Source organism: Flavobacterium supellecticarium, assembly GCF_004801375.1.
Classification (GTDB): Bacteria; Bacteroidota; Bacteroidia; order Flavobacteriales; family Flavobacteriaceae; genus Flavobacterium; species Flavobacterium supellecticarium.
Genome location: NZ_SSNZ01000001.1, coordinates 138,326 through 160,646, shown reverse-complemented (window position 1 = coordinate 160,646; position 22,321 = coordinate 138,326). Strand labels below are relative to the sequence as shown.

28 protein-coding genes are annotated in these 22,321 nt (G+C 38.0%); 19 read left to right on the top strand and 9 right to left on the bottom strand.

The window, feature by feature from the left end:
* The first annotated feature begins 102 nt into the window (after positions 1–102).
* From E6C50_RS00810 to E6C50_RS00755, 12 genes are all read left to right on the top strand, one after another.
* Positions 103–819, top strand: coding sequence for a hypothetical protein (locus E6C50_RS00810; protein ID WP_136401310.1), 717 nt, complete (start codon positions 103–105; stop codon positions 817–819).
* Positions 820–829: 10 nt separating this feature from the next.
* Positions 830–1,249, top strand: coding sequence for a hypothetical protein (locus E6C50_RS00805; RefSeq protein WP_136401309.1), 420 nt, complete (start codon positions 830–832; stop codon positions 1,247–1,249).
* 51 nt (positions 1,250–1,300) lie between these two features.
* On the top strand, positions 1,301–2,050 hold the full coding sequence (locus E6C50_RS00800; protein ID WP_136401308.1) for a hypothetical protein: 750 nt from the start codon (positions 1,301–1,303) through the stop codon (positions 2,048–2,050).
* A 10-nt stretch (positions 2,051–2,060) separates the two neighbouring features.
* Entirely contained in the window at positions 2,061–2,471 is a 411-nt protein-coding gene (locus E6C50_RS00795; RefSeq protein WP_136401307.1) for a hypothetical protein, read from the top strand.
* An 8-nt stretch (positions 2,472–2,479) separates the two neighbouring features.
* A complete protein-coding gene (locus tag E6C50_RS00790) occupies positions 2,480–2,896 on the top strand; it encodes an META domain-containing protein (RefSeq protein ID WP_136401306.1) in 417 nt (138 codons plus the stop codon).
* A 79-nt stretch (positions 2,897–2,975) separates the two neighbouring features.
* On the top strand, positions 2,976–3,725 hold the full coding sequence (locus tag E6C50_RS00785; RefSeq protein WP_136401305.1) for a hypothetical protein: 750 nt from the start codon (positions 2,976–2,978) through the stop codon (positions 3,723–3,725).
* A 13-nt stretch (positions 3,726–3,738) separates the two neighbouring features.
* On the top strand, positions 3,739–4,146 hold the full coding sequence (locus E6C50_RS00780; protein ID WP_136401304.1) for a hypothetical protein: 408 nt from the start codon (positions 3,739–3,741) through the stop codon (positions 4,144–4,146).
* Positions 4,147–4,154: 8 nt separating this feature from the next.
* Positions 4,155–4,580: an META domain-containing protein gene (locus E6C50_RS00775; RefSeq protein WP_136401303.1), complete on the top strand. Its 426-nt coding sequence runs from the start codon at positions 4,155–4,157 to the stop codon at positions 4,578–4,580.
* Positions 4,581–4,659: 79 nt separating this feature from the next.
* On the top strand, positions 4,660–5,382 hold the full coding sequence (locus tag E6C50_RS00770; protein ID WP_136401302.1) for a hypothetical protein: 723 nt from the start codon (positions 4,660–4,662) through the stop codon (positions 5,380–5,382).
* Positions 5,383–5,407: 25 nt separating this feature from the next.
* Complete coding sequence (locus E6C50_RS00765; RefSeq protein ID WP_136401301.1) at positions 5,408–5,842, top strand: hypothetical protein; 435 nt, start codon at positions 5,408–5,410, stop codon at positions 5,840–5,842.
* 78 nt (positions 5,843–5,920) lie between these two features.
* Entirely contained in the window at positions 5,921–6,667 is a 747-nt protein-coding gene (locus E6C50_RS00760) for a hypothetical protein (protein WP_136401300.1), read from the top strand.
* A 13-nt stretch (positions 6,668–6,680) separates the two neighbouring features.
* Entirely contained in the window at positions 6,681–7,088 is a 408-nt protein-coding gene (locus tag E6C50_RS00755) for a hypothetical protein (protein ID WP_136401299.1), read from the top strand.
* A gap of 67 nt (positions 7,089–7,155) precedes the next feature.
* Here the strand turns inward: E6C50_RS00755 and E6C50_RS00750 are convergent, their stop codons facing one another.
* Together E6C50_RS00750 and holA are read right to left on the bottom strand one after the other, a co-directional pair.
* Positions 7,156–7,338, bottom strand: a complete 183-nt coding sequence (locus E6C50_RS00750) for a CAL67264 family membrane protein (protein ID WP_136401298.1) — start codon at positions 7,336–7,338, stop codon at positions 7,156–7,158.
* Positions 7,339–7,400: 62 nt separating this feature from the next.
* Positions 7,401–8,405: a DNA polymerase III subunit delta gene (holA, locus tag E6C50_RS00745; protein ID WP_136401297.1), complete on the bottom strand. Its 1,005-nt coding sequence runs from the start codon at positions 8,403–8,405 to the stop codon at positions 7,401–7,403.
* A 55-nt stretch (positions 8,406–8,460) separates the two neighbouring features.
* Between holA and E6C50_RS00740 the strand changes: the two genes are divergently transcribed.
* From E6C50_RS00740 to E6C50_RS00730, 3 genes are all read left to right on the top strand, one after another.
* Positions 8,461–8,910: a type I restriction enzyme HsdR N-terminal domain-containing protein gene (locus E6C50_RS00740; RefSeq protein WP_136401296.1), complete on the top strand. Its 450-nt coding sequence runs from the start codon at positions 8,461–8,463 to the stop codon at positions 8,908–8,910.
* A gap of 13 nt (positions 8,911–8,923) precedes the next feature.
* On the top strand, positions 8,924–9,919 hold the full coding sequence (locus E6C50_RS00735) for a glycosyltransferase family 2 protein (protein ID WP_136401295.1): 996 nt from the start codon (positions 8,924–8,926) through the stop codon (positions 9,917–9,919).
* A gap of 77 nt (positions 9,920–9,996) precedes the next feature.
* Entirely contained in the window at positions 9,997–10,836 is an 840-nt protein-coding gene (locus tag E6C50_RS00730; protein ID WP_136401294.1) for an OmpA/MotB family protein, read from the top strand.
* A 198-nt stretch (positions 10,837–11,034) separates the two neighbouring features.
* Here E6C50_RS00730 and E6C50_RS00725 read toward each other — a convergent pair whose 3' ends face one another.
* Entirely contained in the window at positions 11,035–11,655 is a 621-nt protein-coding gene (locus tag E6C50_RS00725) for an L-threonylcarbamoyladenylate synthase (protein WP_136401293.1), read from the bottom strand.
* 31 nt (positions 11,656–11,686) lie between these two features.
* Complete coding sequence (locus tag E6C50_RS00720) at positions 11,687–14,026, bottom strand: ATP-dependent helicase (RefSeq protein ID WP_136401292.1); 2,340 nt, start codon at positions 14,024–14,026, stop codon at positions 11,687–11,689.
* 155 nt (positions 14,027–14,181) lie between these two features.
* Here E6C50_RS00720 and E6C50_RS00715 point away from each other — a divergent pair, with 155 nt between their 5' ends.
* A complete protein-coding gene (locus E6C50_RS00715; RefSeq protein WP_136401291.1) occupies positions 14,182–14,697 on the top strand; it encodes a DUF7935 family protein in 516 nt (171 codons plus the stop codon).
* Between the two features lie 79 nt (positions 14,698–14,776).
* Here the strand turns inward: E6C50_RS00715 and E6C50_RS00710 are convergent, their stop codons facing one another.
* Both E6C50_RS00710 and E6C50_RS00705 read right to left on the bottom strand, forming a co-directional pair.
* Positions 14,777–16,531, bottom strand: coding sequence for a carboxypeptidase-like regulatory domain-containing protein (locus tag E6C50_RS00710; protein WP_136401290.1), 1,755 nt, complete (start codon positions 16,529–16,531; stop codon positions 14,777–14,779).
* Between the two features lie 151 nt (positions 16,532–16,682).
* Positions 16,683–18,752, bottom strand: a complete 2,070-nt coding sequence (locus E6C50_RS00705; protein WP_136401289.1) for a M1 family metallopeptidase — start codon at positions 18,750–18,752, stop codon at positions 16,683–16,685.
* A gap of 90 nt (positions 18,753–18,842) precedes the next feature.
* Between E6C50_RS00705 and E6C50_RS00700 the strand changes: the two genes are divergently transcribed.
* Genes E6C50_RS00700 through E6C50_RS00690 form a run of 3 tightly spaced genes read left to right on the top strand, consistent with a single transcriptional unit; the run spans position 18,843 to position 20,833 of the window.
* Entirely contained in the window at positions 18,843–19,589 is a 747-nt protein-coding gene (locus E6C50_RS00700) for a Dph6-related ATP pyrophosphatase (RefSeq protein WP_136401288.1), read from the top strand.
* Positions 19,590–19,621: 32 nt separating this feature from the next.
* Positions 19,622–20,137: a hypothetical protein gene (locus E6C50_RS00695; RefSeq protein ID WP_136401287.1), complete on the top strand. Its 516-nt coding sequence runs from the start codon at positions 19,622–19,624 to the stop codon at positions 20,135–20,137.
* Between the two features lie 3 nt (positions 20,138–20,140).
* Complete coding sequence (locus tag E6C50_RS00690) at positions 20,141–20,833, top strand: aspartyl/asparaginyl beta-hydroxylase domain-containing protein (RefSeq protein ID WP_136401286.1); 693 nt, start codon at positions 20,141–20,143, stop codon at positions 20,831–20,833.
* Between the two features lie 122 nt (positions 20,834–20,955).
* On the opposite strand, the gene E6C50_RS00685 is transcribed toward E6C50_RS00690, so the two are convergent.
* From E6C50_RS00685 to E6C50_RS00675, 3 genes are read right to left on the bottom strand one after another with little or no spacing between them, the layout of a single operon-like run.
* Positions 20,956–21,234, bottom strand: a complete 279-nt coding sequence (locus E6C50_RS00685; RefSeq protein ID WP_136401285.1) for a hypothetical protein — start codon at positions 21,232–21,234, stop codon at positions 20,956–20,958.
* 49 nt (positions 21,235–21,283) lie between these two features.
* Complete coding sequence (locus E6C50_RS00680; RefSeq protein WP_136401284.1) at positions 21,284–21,724, bottom strand: hypothetical protein; 441 nt, start codon at positions 21,722–21,724, stop codon at positions 21,284–21,286.
* 20 nt (positions 21,725–21,744) lie between these two features.
* Positions 21,745–22,092 carry a hypothetical protein gene (locus tag E6C50_RS00675; protein WP_136401283.1) on the bottom strand — a complete coding sequence of 116 codons (348 nt, stop codon included), beginning with the start codon at positions 22,090–22,092 and terminating at the stop codon, positions 21,745–21,747.
* Positions 22,093–22,321 lie beyond the last annotated feature (229 nt).

Here is a 22,321-nt window from a genome sequence, read left to right as displayed (position 1 = left end):
CACTGGCTATCAACCTGATAGCAATTCTGCTTTTTTACACCTGTCTGGTGTAACGAATAACATTCCCTCATAAAACGATTATTAATTTAAAATCAGAATTTTATGAGCACAAAATTAGTATTACCTATTCTTTTTGCCTTACTATTTGTATCCTGTGAAGTCGATCCATATGAGGAAACTTCTGGCAAAACATTGGAAATCGGTTCGCTTTCTAAAAAAACGCTTTCCGATGCACTTAAAGACGGACAGCATTGGGTGGAAGCCGCAGACGGAACTATTTATTGGGACGAAAATGCAACCTCACAGGGCACAACCAAACCCGGGGAAACATATTTGGGCCCAAATGTCCTGGTGGGAACTCATAACCGAGATTCCAACCTCAACGAACCGATTAACAGCGCCAAATTTCAACTGTATCTTGAAAAAAACAAAAATGGCTCATCAGCAGAGATCATGGGAAATACCGTCCCGGCTGATGTAAAAAAATATGGAACTTTGGCCGAAGGGTTATATCCGGCCAGAGTACAAGGGAGACGGAGTTATATAGAGCGGGGAGACGAAGATTTAGCAATCATTATTAACGAAGGGAGATCTGTTCCGACTGCTCCAGGCAGTCCGAAAACTTCTATGACCGGAATATTTTTTCATTCGGGAAATGACCATCGAAAATCTTTACATGATTCTAAAGGCAATGCATATTCTGCTGGTTGTCAGACAAGCGGTTGCGGACCAGACTCACGCCCTTTACATAATGAATTTATGAATACAGCTGGATCTAAATTTAACGGTTCTTACTACTTACGTCCAAATCCTAATTAATGCGAATCTTATGAATTACCTATTACTATTACTCACCCTATTTTCCTATACAAAACAGGAACAACAAAATCCATTGGTAAACACCAAATGGGAATATAAAGTCGCCAAAAATTGCATTAGTTATCTTACGTTTAAAGCAGACGGCACCTATGAAGATTATAGCTGTGAAAGGTACCTTACCTATTCCGGAAAATACGAAATTAAAAAAGACACCATAACTTTATTTGAAATAGGTTTTGAATCAGAAGTGCCTAGTGTCAATGAAGAAAATAACAATAAAAAAGTGACTACTTGTCGAAATAAATTGATCTATAAAGGACGTCTCTTACAATATATTAGTTCGGAAAATTATGACTTTGAAAATAAAAAATGGTCCGGCGATATTATTTTTCCTCCAAATGAAATCTTCTATATAAAAGTTGCCCCATAAAGCCCATAACATTCCCTCATAAAACGATTATTAATTTAAAATCAGAATTTTATGAGCACAAAATTAGTATTACCTATCCTTTTTGCCTTACTATCCGTATCCTGTGAAGTCGATCCATATGAGGAAACTTCTGGCAAAACATTGGAAATCGGTTCGCTTTCTAAAAAAACGCTTTCCGATGCACTTAAAGACGGACAGCATTGGGTGGAGGCCGCAGACGGAACCATTTACTGGGACGAAAATGCAACCTCACAGGACACAACAAAACCCGGAGAAACTTATTTGGGTGCCAATGTCCTGGTGGGAACTCATAACCGGGATTCCAACCTCAACGAACCGATTAACAGTGCCAAATTTGAACTATATCTTGAAAAAAACAAGGATGGCTCATCAGCGGAAATTATGGGAAATACCGTCCCTGCCGATGTAAAAAAGTATGGAACTTTGGCCGAAGGGTTATATCCGGCCAAACATACTATTTATAAAAATGATGGGGCCTTATTAATTAATGGTGGACGTAATTTACCAACCGTAAACGGGAATCCCAATAATCCAAAAAATTATTATAACGATGGATCCTTAAAACCAACCTCTGAACATGTTATAGATCAGGTACTATTTCATAAAGGAAATTTTAAACGAGAATCATTATCTACATATCCAGATAAACACGGAAATGTATTTCCCATTTCAGCTGGCTGTCAGACAGGTGGATCAGGTGACGGTAGTTTACCTCTCTATAGAGATTTTATAAAGGAAGCTGAGGGATTTGAAGGGAATTACTATTTAAGAGAACCTTAAAAAATAAATCATGAAAAAAAATTTAAAAAATAGTTGTTGGTTATTTTGTTTTATATGTCTGTCATGTGCGATTTATAAGCATCCTAATCAAGGATTGGCAAACACTAAATGGAGTTATGATTTTGGTAATAATGATGGAATATCAAACTATGTTTTATTTGAAGATCTAAAAAACTATAGCTATTATAACGCAGAAACTGGAGATACTACAATTGGTACTTACTTCTATAAAAATGACACTATAAACTTCAATCAGGAATGTAGCATTTTTGATGAAGATTTTCCAGAAAACTCAAGGCATCGACAAGGAAAAATGGAATATAAAATGCTTATTAGAAATAAGAATCAATTAGGTTTTATGGAACTATGGGATAACAATGCTAAAAAATGGAAAGAAGATTACTTCTTCACAAAAGAATAAATAACGTTATGAATTATCTATTACTATTACTCACCCTGTTTTCCTATACGACACAGGAACAACAAAATCCATTGGTAAACACCAAATGGGAAAATAAAGTCGCCGAAAATTGCATTAGTTACCTTACGTTTAAAGCAGACGGTACCTACGAAAATTATAACTGTGAATGGGGCTATCACTATTCTGGTAAATACGAAATAAAAAAAGACACCATAACTTTATTAGAAATTGACTTGCTATCGGATGTACCCAGTGTTAATGAAGAAAACAACTATAAAACAGGGATCATACGAAGAAATAAATTGATCTATAAAGGAAGTTTTTTACAATATGTCAGTTGGGAAAATTATGACCATGAAAATAACAAATGGTCCGGCGATATTATTTTTCCTGAAAAAATATTTTATATAAAAGTTGCCAAATAAAGCTGCATTATTAACATCTGTCAGATGCAATAAATAACACTCCCTCATAAAACGATTATTAATTTAAAATCAGAATTTTATGAGCACGAAATTAGTATTACCTATCTTTTTTGCCTTACTATTTGTATCCTGTGAAGTCGATCCGTTTGAGGAAACTTCAGGCAAAACATTTGACGTTGGTTCGCTTTCTAAAAGAAAGCTTTCCAATACACTTAAGGACGGACAGCATTGGGTGGAAGCCGCAAACGGAACCATTTATTGGGACGAAAATGCAACCTCACAAGCCACGACCAAACCCGGGGAAACATATTTGGGTCCAAATGTCCTGGTGGGAACTCATAACCGGGATTCCAACCTAAACGAACCGATTAACAGCGCCAAATTTGAACTATATCTTGAAAAAAACAAGGAAGGTTCTTCCGCTGAAATTATGGGAAATACCGTCCCGACTGATGTAAAGAAGTATGGGACTTTAGCCGAAGGGTTATATCCGGCAACTTATCGGATTTATAATAAAGATGGAGCCTTATTAATTAATGGTGGCCGTGATTTACCTACTGTAAACGGTAATCCTAATAACCCTAAAAATTATTATAACGATGGATCACTAAAACCAAACTCGGAACATGTTTTAGATCATATACTATTTCATAAAGGGAATTACGGAAGGGAATCATTGTATAAGCTTCCAGATGAACACGGTTACAGGGCTCCTATCTCAACCGGCTGCCAGACAGGTGGATCAGGTAACGGTAGTTTACCGGTTTATAGAGATTTTATAAAAGAAGCTGAAGGATTTGAAGGTAACTATTATTTAAGAAAACCATAATAGAAGAAAAATTATGAAAGAAATTTTAAAAAATAATTGGTGGTTATTGTGCTTTATAAGTCTGTCGTGCGCTGTTTCTAAAAACTCTAATAAAGAACTAGCAAATACAAAGTGGAGTTATGATTTTGGTCATGATGGAGTTATCAGTTACTTTAAATTTGAAGATAAAAAGAATTATATTTTTTTTGAAGCTGAGACAGGAGTCTCGACTTTCGGTACTTATATTTTTAATAAGGACACAATATATATTCATCAAAAATATGGTGATTGTGATCATGAATTTCCGGAAAACCCTCAGCATAAAGCTGGTGAAAAAAAATACCTGATGCTTATTCGAAATAAGAATCAATTAGGATTCATGAAGTTATGGGATAATAATAACAAAAATTGGATCGAGAATTACTTTTTCACAAAAGAATAAATAACGTTATGAATTATCTATTACTATTACTATTACTCACCTTGTTTTCCCATACGACACAGGAACAACAAAATCCATTGGTTAACACCCGATGGGAATATACAGTCGCTGAGGACTGTATTAGCTATATTACGTTTAAAGCAGACGGTACTTACGAAAATTATAATTGTGAAATGAACTACCCCTATTCCGGAAAATACGAAATAAAAAAGAACACTATTACTTTAATAGAAATTGACTTACTATCGAATGTACCCAGTGTTAATGAAGAAAACAACTATAAAACAGGGATCATACGAAGAAATAAATTTGTGAATAACGGAAAGTCTTTACAATATATTAGTTGGGAAAATTACGACCATGAAAATAACAAATGGTCCGGAGATATTATTTTTCCTCCAAATGAAATCTTCTATATAAAAGTTACCCAATAAAGCTGCATTATTAACACCTGTCAGATGCAATGAATAACACTCCCTCATAAAACGATTATTAATTTAAAATCAGAATTTTATGAGCACGAAATTAGTATTACCTATCCTTTTTGCCTTACTATTTGTATCCTGTGAAGTCGATCCGTTTGAGGAAACTTCTGGCAAAACATTTGACGTTGGTTCGCTTTCTAAAAGAATATTTACCAATACACATAAGGAGGACGGACTGCATTGGGTGGAAGCCGCAGACGGAACCATTTATTGGGATGAAGATGCAACCTCACAGGGTACAGCCAAACCCGGGGAAACATATTTGGGTGAAACCTATAATGGATTATCAATATCCAAATACAAGACACATACTGTAAATGGTGTTGGTGTAGAAATAAAAGCGGGTTATAGTAATAATTCGAAAAGTGATTCTGAAGTCCGGTGGATTCAAACTATTAGAACCAACGATCCATTAGGTGGTGCTACTTCTCCCTATAACGATCCGCAGCCGGCAGATGATTCTAAACCCTTCTATTGGACAGATACAGAATTACCAAATTATAAAAACAAAGAAGGACAAAATTTAATATTTTATGACAGGCCAACAAGGCGCGGTTCACAAAACGGAATTAAATGGGAAGGGGAACTTTCAACAGTCATTAACAATGGAAATGAATACAAACCTGCTGTTACAATAAGATATGGATTTGAAACAAAAGAAGGAGTAGCTGTGCCTTTACCGATAGAAATCAATTCTCCTTCAAGTTTTCAAGACAAAACTATTGCAGATTATAATAAAACGTTACCATAAGCTATAGAACTTAAAAGTATAAAAAATGAAAAAATATACTATTTACATATTCTTTGTTATTTCCTTGACTTCTCCGATTTGTAAATCGCAAGTTATTATTTATGAACCAATTGGAATAATGGATAAGCCACTTGCGAAAATATATATACAGGCAGTATGCAATACTGATAATATAACAAATGAGTTACAAAAATGTTTTGTTTTAGATACTTATAGTCTAAAATCGATAGCACAATCTATTTTAAAACAGCAACATACACATCCTGATACTTTTAACGCTGCAACTGAATACCCCTTTGGTTCCTATATTGTTACTCTTTTATCAAACGGAAGAAAAAAGCAGCTTCTTTTATTAAACAAAAAAACGAGTCATCTTTTTTTCAAACAACAACTAGCTATACTCCCTAAAAACAGCAATCTATACCCTGAAATACAGCTAATTATAAACAGATTAAAATAATCCAAAGAAAGATTTATGGCTGAATAAAAAACTATCATTTCCCTCATAAAACGATTATTAATTTAAAATCAGAATTTTATGAGCACAAAACTACTATTACCTATCCTTTTTGCCTTACTATTTGTATCCTGTGAAGTCGATCCATATGAGGAAACTTCTGGCAAAACATTGGAAATCGGTTCGCTCTCTAAAAAAACGCTTTCCGATGCACTTAAAGACGGACAACATTGGGTGGAGGCCGCAGACGGAACCATTTACTGGGACGAAAATGCAACCTCACAGGACACAACAAAACCCGGAGAAACTTATTTGGGTGCCAATGTCCTGGTGGGAACTCATAACCGGGATTCCAACCTGAATGAACCGATTAACAGCGCCAAATTTCAACTGTATCTTGAAAAAAACAAGAATGGCTCATCAGCGGAAATCATGGGAAATACCGTCCCGGCAGATGTAAAGAAGTATGGAACTTTGGCAGAAGGGTTATATCCGGCCAAACATACTATTTATAAAAATGATGGAGCCTTATTAATTAATGGTGGACGTAATTTACCAACCGTAAACGGGAATCCTAATAACCCCAAAAATTATTATGCCAATGAATCCTTAAAACCAAGCTCAGAACATGTTTTAGATCAGGTATTATTTCATAAAGGAAATTATGGAAGGAAATCATTATATACAAATCCGAATAAACAAGGGAATGTATTTCCTATTTCAGCTGGTTGTCAGACAGGTGGATCAGGTAACTGTAGTTTACCTCTCTATAGAGATTTTATAAAGGAAGCTGAGGGATTTGAAGGTAATTATTTAAGAAAACCATAATAGACGAAAAATTATGAAAGAAATTTTAAAAAATAGTTGGTGGTTATTTTGCTTTATAAGCCTGTCTTGTGCTGTTTCTAAAAACTCTAATAAAGAACTAGCAAATACCAAGTGGAGTTATGATTTTGGTCATGATGATGTTAAAAGCTTCTTTGTATTTAATGATATCGAAAACTACAAATTTTACAATGCTGAAACAGGAGATACTATCATCGGAACGTATTTTTTAAAAAAAGACACGGTCAACTTCAATCAAAAATATGGCGTTTTTGACCATGAATTTCCGGAAAACTCTCATCATAGAGCAGGTTCAAAAAAATATACGATGATTATTAAAAATAAAAATCAATTAGGCTATATCCGATTATGGGATAACGATACTAAAAAATGGAAAGAAAATTACTTCTTTACAAAAGAATAAATAACGTTATGTAAAACACAAAACCCGAAACGTAGGTTTCGGGTTTTGTGTTATCTTGAAAAGAATATTACACTCTTCCTTTTAAAGCATTAAATACCCATGCAATGGCAAAAAATCCGATTCCTACCGCTCCAAATCCCCATCCGGCTACATCGGCATATCGGTAAACTGCCAGTCCGATTAATAATAATCCCATTAAAACCATTATCAGAGTGGCCCACCCCAAAATGGTATTTTTATTCATGCCCATATATCTTTAGTTTTTCTGAATGGCAAATATCGTAATAATATCACAGCCGTAAAAATATTAATCTAATTGAATATCTTAACCAGCATTTCTTTTAGTAAATCCTGTTGCGGCAAAGCATTGGCACCTACTCCTTTACTCTTAACATCGATGTCACGTAAAACGGCTACAATCTGACTTACCTTTTTCATCGGATAGTTTCGTAAAGCTACATCATAATCCTTTAAAAAATACGGATTCACTTTTAGTACTTTCGCGGCATTTCCCGGACTTTTGTCTTTTAGTCCGTGGTATTGTAATAATTGGGAAAAGAAACCAAAAATCAGTCCAGTTGTCACGACCAATGGGTTGTCTTTTGGGTTTTGAGCAAAATAATCCGCAATCTGATAGGCTTTTAACTGGTTCTTCTCGCCTATCGCCTTACGCAATTCAAAGTTGTTATAGTCTTTGCTAAATCCGATATTCTCTTCGATAATCTTCGGACTAATCGTACTTCCTTTGGGCAGAATAATCGCGAGTTTGTCGAGTTCGTTGGCAATCTTGCTTAAATCGGTTCCGAGGAATTCCACCAACATCGCGGCAGCTTTGGGTTCAATCTGATAGCCTTTACCCGATAACACCCGTTTCAGCCAGTCGCCTACCTGATTTTCATACAGTTTTTTACTTTCGAAAACCACTCCGGCTTTTTCCAGGACCTTGGTTACTTTTTTGCGTTTGTCGAGCGTTTTGTATTTATAGCATACCACCAAAACCGTTGTAGGTTGCGGGTTTTCGGCATAACTTTCCAGTTTGTCAATCGTTCGCGACAATTCCTGCGCTTCTTTAACAATCACTACCTGGCGGTCGGCCATCATCGGATAGCGTTTCGCATTCGATACAATCTCTTCTACCGTAACGTCGCGTCCGTATAAAACCATCTGGTTAAAGCCTTTTTCTTCTTCCGATAAAATAGTATCCTCAATATAATCGGTCAGTTTATCGATATAATAGGGTTCTTCTCCCATCAAAAAATAAATCGGTTTAATGTCGCCGGCCTTTATATCTTTTATGATTTTTAGTACTTCCTCCAAAACAGTTTCTTTAGCAATTATCCGGAAATCAAAAACTTCAATTTATATTTGCACTATGCAAAATCTGAATTTTCCGCCTTATTCCTTTCGGTTCAAAAATAGTGAAAATAAAGTGGCTATTTTTGATGCTATCCGTAAAAAATTTATCCAACTCACACCCGAAGAATGGGTACGTCAACATGTAATTCAGTTTTTATTACAGGACAAAAAATACTCCGGATCTTATATCAATGTTGAGAAAGTCATCAAAATCAACGGACTGACAAAACGTTATGATGCGGTGGTTTTTAAACCCGATGGGAAAATTTTCCTATTGGTCGAATGCAAAGCACCCGAAGTAGCGATTACCCAACAGGTTTTCGATCAGATCGCCCGATATAACATGGTTTTGGAAGCCGATTATTTAATGGTCACCAATGGCTTAAATCATTATTTTTGCCGTATGGATTACGAAAAAAAGGAATACCAGTTCCTAAGAACATTACCGGATTTTCCATCCGTATAATACCCCTGAAATTTTGAAAAAAATAGCGATTGTCATACTCAACTGGAATGGTGTAAAATTGTTGGAACAGTTTTTACCTTCTGTTGTCGAAAACTCACCGGAAGCTACGGTATACGTAGCCGATAATGCCTCGACCGATGCGTCAGTTGCCTTTGTAAAAGAACATTTTCCTACGGTTTCCATTATTATAAACCGTGCCAATTTCGGATTTGCCGGTGGTTATAATGAAGCCTTACAATCGGTTCAGGAACCCATTTATGTATTGGTTAATTCCGATATTGAGGTCACACCAAACTGGTTACAACCGGTTATTGCTCTTTTTGATAACGAACCGGAAACGGCAATCGTACAACCTAAAATACTGGATTACAAACGCAAAACTCATTTTGAATATGCCGGTGCAGCCGGTGGTTATATCGACAAATATGGTTTTCCGTTTTGCCGGGGACGTATTTTCGAAACCATCGAAACTGACCATGGTCAGTATAACGATATTCACACTATTTTCTGGGCTTCGGGTGCCTGTATGTTTATCCGGAAAGATGTCTTCCATGAACTCAATGGTTTCGATTCCGACTTTTTTGCCCATCAGGAAGAAATTGACCTTTGCTGGCGTGCTTTTAACAAAGGATATAGTATTAAATATTGTGGTTTATCAACCGTATACCATGTTGGTGGTGCTACCTTAAACACCGGAAGTCCGTATAAAACATTCCTTAATTTCCGCAATTCGCTGTGGATGATGGTAAAAAATTTACCCAAAAAGCAACTATTCCCAATAATTTTTATCCGACTTTGTCTGGATGGAATTGCCGGTATTCACTTTTTTTTTCAGGGAAAACCCAAACATACCTGGGCTGTTATTCGGGCTCATTTCTCATTTTATCGTTTCATTTCCAGATTTTTAACAAAAAGAAGCCATCCTCAAAAAGAAAATTATTTTCGTATTAACTCCATTGTTTACCGCTATTTCATTAAAAATGGCAGGTTTTTTGATACTAAGATTTAACATTTGTTTATCGTTTTAAACTTTAACAAGCAGTAAAATCTTAGTAAATTCGTTATTCCTTATAAATTCAACATTGTATGAAAAAAGTCGTTATCGCCCTTTCGGTACTTGCAATTACACTAACATCCTGCGGATCGAAGAAAAAAATTGCAGCTCTAGAAGAAGAGAACAAAAAAATTCAGGACCTGTTAAACACCTGTACAGTTAAACTGAATACATGTTTAACTGAAAAAGACCATATGGCAAGCCAGATGGAATTTTTGAAGAAAAACAACTCCGATTTAATTAATAATATGGGGAATTTAACTACCCTTTCTTCAAAAGGTGCTGAAAATCTTGAAAAATCATTGGAAAGTCTTAAGGAAAAAGACCTTAAAATTACCCGTTTACAAGATGCTCTAACGAAAAAAGACAGTGTAACGCTTGCTTTGGTTACCAGTTTAAAAAGTTCGGTTGGTATCAACGATCCGGATATTCAGGTAAATGTAGAAAAAGGTGTGGTATTTATTTCCATTGCTGACAAGCTACTTTTCAAAAGCGGAAGTTATGTTGTGAGTGACCGTGCTAAAGAAGTATTGGCTAAAGTGGCTAAAGTAGTAAACAGCAAACCGGACTTCGAATGTATGGTAGAAGGTCACACGGATAATGTGCCTATTAAAAATGCCGTTTTGGTTGACAACTGGGATCTTTCTGTAAAAAGAGCCACTTCTATCGTTCGTGTTTTACAGGATGATTTGGGTGTAAATCCAAAACAATTAATCGCAGCAGGAAGAAGTTTCTATGTTCCGTTGGCCGACAATGATACGCCAGAAAACAGAGCTAAAAACAGAAGAACCCGTATTGTGGTTTTACCTAAAATTGATCAGTTCTACGATATGATCGAAAAAGAAATGAAAAATATGACCGGTAAAAACTAAACCGTTATATACAAAAAATGAAAAAGCAGGTCCAAAAGACCTGCTTTTTATGTATTCCTAATTTTTTTTAATAACCAATTAAATATTTAATTAAGAATGACACCTCTTTTATATTGTTATATTTTTAGCCGATTTGTTACGCTAAGTTATTGATATATTATCGTATAACCAAAGTTTTTCCGATAATTCAATAAACTACTACAAAATATCCGGATCGCCTTTTCCTTCCCGAACCACTACCGGTTCGAATCCGGAAAGGTCGATAACCGTCGAAGCATGGTTGTCACCATAACCGCCATCAATAACCATATCGACCAGGTTTTGCCATTTTTCAAAAATCAATTCCGGATCGGTTGTATATTCAATTACCTCATCATCGTCATGTATGGAAGTGGAAACAATCGGATTTCCAAGCTGTCTTACAATTTCCAGTGCAATAGCATTATCCGGTACACGAATCCCGACCGTATTTTTCTTTTTAAATTCTTTTGGAAGATTGTTGCTTCCCGGAAGAATAAATGTATATGGACCCGGTAAAGCTCTTTTCAGAATCTTAAAAGTAGCCGTATCGATTTGCCGTACATAATCCGATAAATTACTCAAATCACAGCATACAAACGAAAAATTTGCTTTTTCGAGCTTTACACCTTTGATTTTTGCGATTTTTTCCAATGCTCTCGAATTGGTGATATCGCAACCCAAACCATAAACGGTATCCGTCGGATAAATAACCAGTCCGCCCTCTTTTAGGCATTTAACCACTTTTGCAATGGCTGCCGGATTCGGGTTTTCAGGATAAATTTTAATGAATTCTGCCATGATTTTATATTTTAAGGGTTTATATAACTTCTTATCCGATTACCTGTAGTTTCGCAAAACGCAACAGTAATTTTTTAATACCGCCCACTTCAAACTTGATTTCGGCTTTTTTATCGGCTCCGGCTCCTTCCAGATTCAGGATTTGCCCTTTTCCAAAGCGCTCGTGCATCACAATATTCCCTACACTCAATCCATTGTCGTACGGACTTGGCCCAGCGGCAGCCGGTATACCACCCGAAACCGGTTTTAATTTACGGATATTGCGATCCATTTTAGGCTCTTCGTTGTCGGTTATATATTTTGGTGGTGTTCCGGCAACCGGTTTGCTCAGTCGCAATTTTGATTTGTCCACATCACCAAAAATATCGGCATTAATAGTCGGCTTATAACGGTAATTCGTTTCCACCGGTGTTAAGTATTCCAGATATTGTCCGTCGATCTCCTCAATAAAACGAGACGGCTCACTATCGACAAGCTTACCCCAACGGTAGCGCGACTGCGCATACGTCAGATACGCCTGATGCTCGGCTCGTGTTAGGGCCACATAGAACAAACGACGCTCTTCTTCCAGTTCGCTTCGCGTATTCATACTCATCGCACTTGGAAACAGATCTTCTTCCATTCCGACAATAAATACGGTTGGGAATTCCAGTCCTTTTGCTAAGTGAATGGTCATTAAAGCCACACGATCGTCATCGCCGGTATCGTTATCCAAATCGGTTGCCAAAGCCACATCTTCCATAAACTCCGATAAAGCACCACGCGCACCGTCGACTTCCTTCTGACCTTCAATAAAGTCTTTGATACCGCCCATCAACACCTCAATATTTTCGATACGAGCGATACCTTCCGGTGTGGCGTCTTTTTTCAATTCCTGAATCAATCCGGTTTTTTTGGATACGTGATCCGTTAAATACAACGCATCCTGTGTTTCATTGATCACCTGAAAACTTTTAATCATCGTCACAAAATCCTGTAATTTGTTTTTTGTGGTGGAATTTAATTTCAGATCAATCTTATCGATATGTTCCATGATTTCAAAAATGGAACGTCTGTAATGATTGGCTGCAATCGTTAGTTTTTCTACGGTCGTACCACCAATTCCCCTTGCCGGATAGTTGATCACACGTATCAACGCCTCTTCGTCTTTCGGATTAATTACCAATCGAAGGTAGGACAATATGTCTTTGATTTCTTTCCGTTGGTAAAACGATAGTCCGCCATAAATACGATACGGTATGTCTTTTTTACGCAACGCATCCTCCATTGCACGCGATTGCGCATTGGTACGGTATAGAATTGCAAACTGATTGTTACTCATCTGGTGTTGCATTTTCTGTTCGAAAATGGTACTGGCCACAAAACGACCTTCTTCACCATCGGTAAGGCTGCGATGTACTTTGATTTTAGGTCCGAATTCGTTGGCCGTCCAAACGACTTTATCCAGTTTGGTTTTGTTTTTATCGATAATCGTATTCGCCGCTTCTACGATATTTCGCGTTGAACGGTAATTTTGTTCCAGACGATAGGTATTTACGCCTTCGTAATCTTTCTGGAAATTCAGGATATTGTTGATATTCGCCCCACGGAAGGCATAAATACTCTGCGCATCATCTCCTACTACGCAAATATTCTGAAAACGATCGGATAACGCCCGAACAATCAGATACTGGGAATGGTTCGTATCCTGATACTCATCCACCAGAATATAACGGAAACGATCCTGATATTTCATCAATACATCCGGGAAACGGGTTAACAATTCGTTGGTTTTCAACAATAAATCATCAAAATCCATCGCACCCGATTTAAAACAGCGCTCTACATAATTCTGATAAATTTCGCCCAGACGCGGCTTTTTACTCATCGCATCCGCCTCCTGTAATTCCGGATTATTGAAATAGGCTTTTACCGTAATCAGGCTGTTTTTATACGAGGAAATACGCCCTAAAACCTGTTTGGGTTTGTACACATCCTTATCCAATTGCATTTCTTTGATAATCTGCCCGATTAATCGTACGCTATCCTGAGAATCATAAATCGTAAAATTCGACGGATAGCCCAGTTTATCGGCTTCATTTCGCAATATTTTAGCAAAAACCGAGTGAAAGGTTCCCATCCACAGGTTTTTGGCTTCGCTATTCCCTACAATACTTGCAATACGGGTTTTCATCTCCCTCGCGGCTTTGTTGGTAAAGGTTAGCGACAAGATATTAAACGCATCCACACCCTGATGCATCAGATAGGCAATACGAATGGTCAGTACCCTTGTTTTTCCGGAACCGGCTCCGGCAATCACTATCATTGGCCCGTCTTTTTGTAATACAGGCGCCCGCTGGGCTTCATTTAACTGGTCAATATAATTTTGCATGGTCATGATATCAAACCTCAAAAATACTACTCATTATGCTTTATTACAATTAAAATCAGCAGAGTTTTTTATTTTGTTTGTTTATTTCTTTATTCGTTTATTTGTAGCACTTTGAACCGATTTTAAATTCATTAATCAATTATCCCGATTCTATCATGGATACTACCAAAATAGTAGAATTATTAGCCTATACCGTTCCGGCAATTATTACCGGTGGTGTAGCCTATTACTTTTTTAATCTGCATACTAAAAACGAAGAAGGACGCCGTCGTTTCCTATTACATAAAGAAGCACAAAAAAGCGCACTTCCGATACGTTTACAGGCTTTTGAACGCATGACATTGTTTCTGGAGCGTATTAGTCCGGCGAAATTACTGGTTCGTATCGCACCACATTCGTCCGATAAAAACGATTATGAAAATTTACTGATCCAGCATATCGAACAGGAATTCGAACACAACCTGACCCAACAGATTTATATTTCGGAAGAAAGCTGGAACATTATCCTTACGGCTAAAAACACGACGATTCAGATGATCCGAAAAGCATCCATGGGTGCTGAAAATGCCAACAAACTACGCGAAATCATTTTGAGTGATATGATGGAAAAACAATCCCCAAGTTCGGTAGCGCTTTCCTATCTGAAAAATGAAGTAAGCGATTTATTTTAAAGATTCTTTTAATCAAAATATAAAAAAGACTTTTCAAATCAATGAAAAGTCTTTTTAATTTAAATAACAAACAAAACAATTAATTATCGCGAATTACATGGATGACTCCTGTAATCGTATGTGTTATACCTGGATTATTATTATCCTGATAGGTTCCGTTAAAGGTCATGTCAATATACTGTCCTACTGCTCCAAAAGCATTCAGATTAAATACCATTGTATTGGGCAATTGTGACGAAATATAGCCTACAGCTCCACCTTCAATCGTAAAGCTGGAAGTCGTATAGGTTCCCGGAACATTGGTGTTACCCCAGAAGTAAATCCCGGCTCCGGTAGCTCCCTGCGCGCTAATGCTTAGTCCGTTTGGTGTATATCCGGCATTAATACCTGTAAGATGGTAGGTCGTCGGATTGTTATCAATCTGATAGGTTATAAATTCCGTTATGGAATTACAGGCTACCAGATTCCCAATATTCGTTGTCGGCGTGGTAAACGTATAGTTTACATCACCTGTTACCTGTAAATTATCATAATCGGCACCTTCTAAAGTAAACGTTGTATTCGGGCCGCCACAAACCAACGTATTAAAACTAAAACTTCCGTTGGTAACAGTTGTCACCTGTGTCGTATATCCGGTATGTAAAATTACATAGCCATTGGTTACCGGTGCATTACTACAGGTTACCAGATTTCCCTGTACGGTTGTTGGTGTGACCGAAGGATTGGTTACCGTGATCGTTGGTAAAGTTGTATTTGCTGTTAACGGACCTATGGTATTGCTATAAATCGTATTGCCGCAATTATCCAAAACAACCAACGTCAGATTTTCGTTGGATGGTACCAGTCCGCAAACCTGACCATCAGCATTGGTCGTTCCCATAACCGGATAGGTATTTCCGCTTCGGATGATTCCCACCTGAATATTGGCTAACGCATTGCCATTGGCATCTTCCAGATTCACACACATCGATACAACCGGAAACTGCGCATCGCAATTCCACCATGAAAAGTGCGATACGTTACCTACGTATGTATCTCCCTGGCGGATTGCACTACCTTCACGAATCCAATAGCCTTTGTCGTTATCAAAATGCCATAACGGGATTTCACTCGGAGCACTTCCCAACTGACTGTTATCAATTTTCATCACCATCTGAGCCGTATGTCCGGAAGCAATCTGTAGTTTTTGCCCGGCCGATCCACGTAATTCCACATTTAGCATTCCCAAGGTTTCCAGTGCTTTGGCATTGCCGTTTTCATCCTGAGCAAATAAAGCACCCGGCATCAGCATACTCAACTTACTGTCGGATGGTAATAAATGATGCATTGCCACGGCAACACTACCGCTATAGGCCGCACCGTTTTCGTCCTGAAAGGCGCCGTCGAAAACCACTTTGGTTCCGGATAATAACGTGACTTCGCTACTCACTCCCGAATTGATCACCTGAGTTGGCTGTAACGGCAACAACATAATCCGAACGTTATTATCGCCGGATGTTGGTACCATCGTACGGGAACCGTCGATATAACCTGCTTTTTTAGCCGTGATATAGGCAAATCGCTCGTAAACCGTCGCATTTTTAATGATAAAAACGCCATTGGAATCTGTTTGTCCTGTTGTAGTTCCTATTTTGATAGTCGCATTCGAAACGGGATTTCCGTTTGTATCCACCACCTGTCCGATAAAATCTCTTGAAATCTGATTTCCGAAACTGGACGACATAGTACCACCACCGGTATTATTCCCTCCTCCTTCTACGGTACTTTCGGATTCACATCCCGCCAGAAACAGCAGAGACGTGAAGAGTACTAAAAAAAGTTTGATTTTATTCATTTGTTTTGATTTTGTGTTGTTCGTATTCTTTAGATACAACACAAACCTTTTAGTTGCGTATCAAATGTTATTATTTTCACAATAATTTAATACAATAAAAACACATTAACAAACATAAAAACAAATAACATAAATAATAAATACTAAAAAACTACTCTTTCAGTAAATTCTCTAATTGTTTTTTTTCATTTTCAGGTAAAGCCGGTAAAAGTTCCTGAAAATACTCCCGGTGTTTTTCATTTTTCAATAAGGCACGAATCGAATCCTTTGAGAACTTAACAAATAACCATTGATGGTGTAAAGTTCCATTTACCAGATAACGCAGGGTATTCATGTCATTTTTATTCAGATATAACAGATTTACCAAAGCATTTTGCCTTACATTGCTTGCATACTGAGGGGAAGCGTAGTCCAACAGTTCTTCATAGTATTTTAATTTTTCGGAATTCTGATAGTCCGGTGTCGCCAAAGCCAATGTCAACCAACTGATTCGTAGGTTTTTATCATTAAACCCTTGCCAGTCTTTTGTTTGATCGAGTAACGGAAAACGCTGGTTGGGAAATTGTGCCCAGAGTGCTTTTAACGCGATTTCCTGAGTGATATAGGAGCGATCTTCCAATAAGGTTTCATATTGCGGTTTAAACGATTCCGGAATACTGCGCAGCGATTTACTTATCGCCTGTCGAACTTTTAAATCGGTCGATTGCATCGCTAATTCCAGTAAAGGTTTATTCTGTTCGAATGGCGTATTTTCCAGTTGGTAGATAATTTCTTCCTTAACCGGATAGAAAACATCCGATTTTAAAAGTATTTCGAATTGCTTTTGTTTGTCGACCAATAATTTGTCCTGCAATTCGACGACACCGAGATAGGTTTTTATAAACGGATTTTGCTTTATGATAGCCAAAGCTTCTTCGGTTGGAAATGCCGGATTTTCGAGCCATAAGGTTTTAAAAGCCGCCGTATCATAATCGGCAACATTTCGAACCTCAGCCAGAAACGCATCGGTGTCGACATTTTTAAACGCATATTTACGCAGGTAGTTTTGTACCGCCAGACGAAATTTATCTTCTCCTATTTGTGTGCGCAGATAATGTAAAGCCCAGGCCCCTTTCTGATAGAAAGTCAGCGAGCTTGCTTTTTCATGAAGGATCGGTTTGGGATCGGTTTTGGAAGCCCGAATGAGTTTTTCGGCCGATTCGTACAGTTCCCAATTAAAATGATCATCTCCAAAAAGCTGCTTTTCGGCCAGCAAAGCATAATACGTTGCAAATCCTTCCTGTAGCCAATGGTGTTTTCCGGATTGTGCCGTAACCATATCGCCAAACCACTGATGCGCCAGTTCATGGGCATTTACGTTGGTATACGTCCGATCGTTAAATCCGATAGCATCGACCACAAAATCCTGCGAAAAGATGGTCGCTGTAGTATTTTCCATTCCGAGATATAAAAAGTCGAATACCGGAACTTGTCGGTAGACCTTCCAGGGATAGGCTACTCCTATTTCCCGTTCGAAAAAATCAAAAATTTCTTTCGAGTAACGGTACGTCGACTCAAATTTTGCCGCATCCGCTTTGCGAAGGTATAATTCCAAAGGCGTACCCGATGCGGTCATTACGGTCTTTTTATCAAATTTTCCGATAGCCAGCATCGCCAGGTACGAACTCATCGGTTTTTCCATGACATACTGCCAGGTAGTCTGATTATCTTTCGTGACTTTATGTTTTAAAACACCGTTGGAAAGGACTTCAAAAGTGTTATCATAGGTAATCGAAAACGAAAAAATCACCTTTTCATTCACATCATCAAAACTGGGTAGCCAATGACTGGTATATTTCCCCTGTCCTTGTGTCCATATCTGGAAATCCTCGTCTTTTCCGATAAAATAAAGTGTTTGCCGCGGTTGTGCTTCGTAATGCAATTTCAGGGTGTTACGCCCTTTTTTATACCCCTGAAACAACTGTAATTTTTTCCCGGTATTTTTAAATTTTACGGCTCTGTTATTGATCGTAACGCCAGAAATATCCATCCGTTGCGCATCGATGCTAATTGTATCCGTTGCACTGTTCACCTGAAAAGTATAGGTCACATCGCCTGCAATTTTACGGCTTTCGGTGGTAAATGAAACCGCTGCATCGAGTGTGATAAAATCAACTTTTTCGCTTTGTTGTGCGTTTGAAAAGGTATAGATAAAACAGCAGAGAAATGTGAGTCGCTTCATATTTAGAATATAATCAAAAGCTCAAAGTTACAAAGTTTAGCACAACATTATAGCGGCTTTTTTGTAAGTTTACACCTTAAATTTTCTATTTTGAAGGCAAAAACGGTATTTAACTGGAGTAGCGGAAAAGACTCTGCTCTCGCGTTATATGAATTAATACAGAAGGATCAGTTTGAAATCGCGTGTTTATTAACAAGTGTAAGCCAACAATACGATCGTATTTCGATGCACGGTGTACGAAGCAGTTTGCTCGAACAACAAGCCGAAAGCATCGGTTTGCCCTTGGTCAAAATGGAAATTCCCGAAATGCCTTCTATGGAAATCTATGAAAACCTAATGCGGGAAACTTTAACCGGCTTACAGACAAATGGTATTACCCATGCTGCTTTTGGTGATATTTTTCTGGAAGACCTACGGGAATACCGGGAAAAGAAACTGGCCGAAATGGATCTAAAAGCCGTTTTCCCACTATGGAAGCGCGACACCAAAGCTTTAATTCACGAGTTTATTGGTCTGGGATTTAAAACCATCGTTACCTGTGTCGATGCCCGATTACTCGACAAAAGTTTTGCTGGCCGTATTATCGATGCGGATTTTATCCGGGAGCTCCCTGAAAATGTAGATCCATGTGGTGAAAATGGCGAATTTCATACGTTTACATTTGACGGACCACTTTTTAAAAATCCGATTGCTTTTACAAAAGGTGATATTGTGCTCCGCAAATATGAAGCGCCAAAAAACGAGGACGATTGTTATACCACACCACAGGAAACCGAGTATGGATTCTGGTATTGCGACCTCATCCCGATAGTATCCAAATCAGGTAAAATCACCTAAAAGATTCGGATCGTATTTTGTATTTTTGGGATATGCAGAACACACCTACGCTCCAAATAACAACAGAACTAGCCAAAGTACTCGACTTCCTACGGGAAATCGGGATACCGGTTTTTGAAAAAACACTAACAGACACTTTTTTACCGGGTTTGGCTTTAGGGCCGAACAGTATTTATGTAGATTTCGAGCAACTATTATATCCCGGCGATTTACTGCATGAAGCCGGTCATCTTGCCGTAACCACACCAGATGAACGTAAACTTGCCGGAACGGATGCTCAAAGTGTCGACTGGCCTTCGGGTGGTGAAGAAATCGGCGCGATTTTATGGTCGTATGCTGCTGCGGTTCACCTGAATTTACCACTTGATTTTGTTTTTCACAATAACGGTTATAAAAACGGTTCGGAAATGCTGATCTCGAATTTCGAAAAAGGAAATTATATCGGATTGCCTTTTTTGGAATGGGCCGGCTTATGTCTGAGTGAGGCACGTGCCGAACAACAAGGCCAAAAGCCTTTCCCTTTTATGTTACACTGGTTAAGACCTTAAGTTATGGAATTGGTTCGCGCTATAAAATTCCCAATTGCATTTGATATCGACCGTTTACAGGCCGACGTGCAAAAAGTACTTTCCCTGGAATGGACCGATCATTATAACCGCAAGGATTATAACGGCAAATGGACTTCAATCGCCCTGATGTCAGAAGACGGTAAGTCCGATTCTATTTTCGCCTTAAACCAAAACAAGCTACGAGACACAGCCATCCTCGAACAATGTCCCTATTTTAAAAGTATACTCAACGATTTCCCGTTTGAAAAAACAGCTGTTCGTTTGCTTAATCTTACCGCCGGAACCGAAATTAAACCGCATCGCGATTACTGTCTGGGCTATGAAGACGGTTGTTTCCGCCTACATATTCCCATCATCACCAATCCGGATGTAGTATTTTTACTGGACGATGAACGTTTGATCATGAACGAAGGCGAATGTTGGTATATCAATGCCAATTTTACGCATTCGGTTATCAATAACGGCACTCAGGATCGTATTCACCTGGTTATCGACGGATTGCAAAACGAATGGACTGATGCACTTTTCTATAAGGAAGCGCATCCGGAGCAATTCCGAAAACCATTACCCGAAATGAGCGAAGTTGAAAAACAACGTATTATCGAAGAACTGAATCGTATGAATCCGGTACTGACAGCTTCCATTATTCAAAACATGGAAAACAACAAGCTTTGATCCAACCCGAAATGGGCACAAACAAAGAAGGTAGGCTTAACCAAACCTACCCTCTCCTGTCTATAAACACAATTTATTTATGGAACTCTAAACTATGCCTACACTATGACATCTATGAAAAGTTATGATACTCCTATTCTGCTAAATTTTTTAGATACAATTACCGGTTTTTCCAATACCGGCAGGTGATCCTGTTTTCCGTGAACAATAAAATCAAATCGGGCTTTGGCTAATGATTCTTCTGTAAAACCACGCAAACCATAATCGGCTTTGATTTCTTTTAAAACGACATCCGATGAAGCCGGATTATCATAACTCCTGTTGCTAACGGTTTCGGTTCCCAGGTAATATTTTTTTCCGTTAATCGTCGCAAATGCCGACACTATATATATTCCATCCATACTTTGTGCTTTTGAGTTATTATTTTATTTAGAGTTCTTATAATAGTAGTTACTCAACCGGAACCGTTACGGTATCGGTTCTCCTGGAATCGACAAGACTGTTCGCCAATGATCCTAAAACCAGCAATAGTATTCCTGCAATAACAGGCCATTGCGCTACAGGTAAAAACATCCTTCCTGTTAATATAAATAAGGTTCCGATCAGGCTGAGTAAAAAGGGAAAGTATATTTTTTTTTGTCGTACGTTTTTTAACAACGCCCACAAATGGAGCATTAAAAAAAGCAGGAGTGCCGGGAAAAACCATACCACTGGCGATAATTTTGCCATTCCGAAGCTTCCCAGCATACTCATGTATACGGTCCAGCACATTCCGGTTTTGGGATAAAATAATGCCAGAAAACCAAGTAGCTCCACTACACTACCTGTATTTTTCTTTTTCCCCGGAATGGCGTCCCAATCCGTTACGAATTGATCTATTCGCTTAGCCATTTTGAGTCATATTTTGATTATTACCGTCTTAAACTAATTTTAAGATTTTGTAACCAATAAGTATCAACAGGCGGTAAATGCTGAAAATCATCATCTGTTTCCTGTACATCCGGAAAATGAGCAGGAGAATTGTCTGGTGTTGATCCGTTATTTCCGGAACGTTTGCTATGCAATACATTCAGTGCCAGTAAAGATGCTTCGGTAGTAGTATCTTTAATCAGGTTCTGAATCGCTGTCGGATTCGAATCTTTAACCAATTGTCGGCTTTGTTTTTCCTTTACTACAACTGTCGCAGTCGCGGGTGTTTCCCGACAGAAGCTAATTAAAAGAAATGCAATTAGTACTACGGCAATTTGGGGAATCTTCATTTCTACTATCTTTTTTGGTTACAGTTTAGTCGTCAAAAAATACTTAACCTATTAGCTAACAGTATGATCTTGCTACAGCATTTTATGGGATAAAACTATAAAGTCATACTCTATTTTTTATACGTGTTTTTACCTGTTTTTCCGTAGTTGCTTTTTACCTACATTAGTCTTGTTTTTAGGAGGTCAAAAAAAACGACGCTGATGTTGTATTTTCAGTCGGGGTGTTTTT

What these genes read in the sequence shown, in the direction of transcription:
- E6C50_RS00730 (WP_136401294.1), top strand. Translation starts at nt 9,997, where the DNA reads ATGAAAAAAGTCGTTATCGCCCTTTCGGTACTTGCAATTACACTAACA.
- E6C50_RS00805 (WP_136401309.1), top strand. Translation starts at nt 830, where the DNA reads ATGAATTACCTATTACTATTACTCACCCTATTTTCCTATACAAAACAG.
- E6C50_RS00705 (WP_136401289.1), bottom strand. Translation starts at nt 18,752, where the DNA reads ATGAAGCGACTCACATTTCTCTGCTGTTTTATCTATACCTTTTCAAAC.
- E6C50_RS00765 (WP_136401301.1), top strand. Translation starts at nt 5,408, where the DNA reads ATGAAAAAATATACTATTTACATATTCTTTGTTATTTCCTTGACTTCT.
- E6C50_RS00750 (WP_136401298.1), bottom strand. Translation starts at nt 7,338, where the DNA reads ATGGGCATGAATAAAAATACCATTTTGGGGTGGGCCACTCTGATAATG.
- E6C50_RS00710 (WP_136401290.1), bottom strand. Translation starts at nt 16,531, where the DNA reads ATGAATAAAATCAAACTTTTTTTAGTACTCTTCACGTCTCTGCTGTTT.
- E6C50_RS00790 (WP_136401306.1), top strand. Translation starts at nt 2,480, where the DNA reads ATGAATTATCTATTACTATTACTCACCCTGTTTTCCTATACGACACAG.
- E6C50_RS00680 (WP_136401284.1), bottom strand. Translation starts at nt 21,724, where the DNA reads ATGGCTAAGCGAATAGATCAATTCGTAACGGATTGGGACGCCATTCCG.
- E6C50_RS00770 (WP_136401302.1), top strand. Translation starts at nt 4,660, where the DNA reads ATGAGCACGAAATTAGTATTACCTATCCTTTTTGCCTTACTATTTGTA.
- E6C50_RS00685 (WP_136401285.1), bottom strand. Translation starts at nt 21,234, where the DNA reads ATGGATGGAATATATATAGTGTCGGCATTTGCGACGATTAACGGAAAA.
- E6C50_RS00725 (WP_136401293.1), bottom strand. Translation starts at nt 11,655, where the DNA reads ATGGCAGAATTCATTAAAATTTATCCTGAAAACCCGAATCCGGCAGCC.
- E6C50_RS00695 (WP_136401287.1), top strand. Translation starts at nt 19,622, where the DNA reads ATGCAGAACACACCTACGCTCCAAATAACAACAGAACTAGCCAAAGTA.
- E6C50_RS00740 (WP_136401296.1), top strand. Translation starts at nt 8,461, where the DNA reads ATGCAAAATCTGAATTTTCCGCCTTATTCCTTTCGGTTCAAAAATAGT.
- E6C50_RS00755 (WP_136401299.1), top strand. Translation starts at nt 6,681, where the DNA reads ATGAAAGAAATTTTAAAAAATAGTTGGTGGTTATTTTGCTTTATAAGC.
- E6C50_RS00785 (WP_136401305.1), top strand. Translation starts at nt 2,976, where the DNA reads ATGAGCACGAAATTAGTATTACCTATCTTTTTTGCCTTACTATTTGTA.
- E6C50_RS00715 (WP_136401291.1), top strand. Translation starts at nt 14,182, where the DNA reads ATGGATACTACCAAAATAGTAGAATTATTAGCCTATACCGTTCCGGCA.
- E6C50_RS00780 (WP_136401304.1), top strand. Translation starts at nt 3,739, where the DNA reads ATGAAAGAAATTTTAAAAAATAATTGGTGGTTATTGTGCTTTATAAGT.
- E6C50_RS00810 (WP_136401310.1), top strand. Translation starts at nt 103, where the DNA reads ATGAGCACAAAATTAGTATTACCTATTCTTTTTGCCTTACTATTTGTA.
- E6C50_RS00690 (WP_136401286.1), top strand. Translation starts at nt 20,141, where the DNA reads ATGGAATTGGTTCGCGCTATAAAATTCCCAATTGCATTTGATATCGAC.
- E6C50_RS00760 (WP_136401300.1), top strand. Translation starts at nt 5,921, where the DNA reads ATGAGCACAAAACTACTATTACCTATCCTTTTTGCCTTACTATTTGTA.
- E6C50_RS00675 (WP_136401283.1), bottom strand. Translation starts at nt 22,092, where the DNA reads ATGAAGATTCCCCAAATTGCCGTAGTACTAATTGCATTTCTTTTAATT.
- E6C50_RS00795 (WP_136401307.1), top strand. Translation starts at nt 2,061, where the DNA reads ATGAAAAAAAATTTAAAAAATAGTTGTTGGTTATTTTGTTTTATATGT.
- E6C50_RS00775 (WP_136401303.1), top strand. Translation starts at nt 4,155, where the DNA reads ATGAATTATCTATTACTATTACTATTACTCACCTTGTTTTCCCATACG.
- E6C50_RS00720 (WP_136401292.1), bottom strand. Translation starts at nt 14,026, where the DNA reads ATGCAAAATTATATTGACCAGTTAAATGAAGCCCAGCGGGCGCCTGTA.
- E6C50_RS00800 (WP_136401308.1), top strand. Translation starts at nt 1,301, where the DNA reads ATGAGCACAAAATTAGTATTACCTATCCTTTTTGCCTTACTATCCGTA.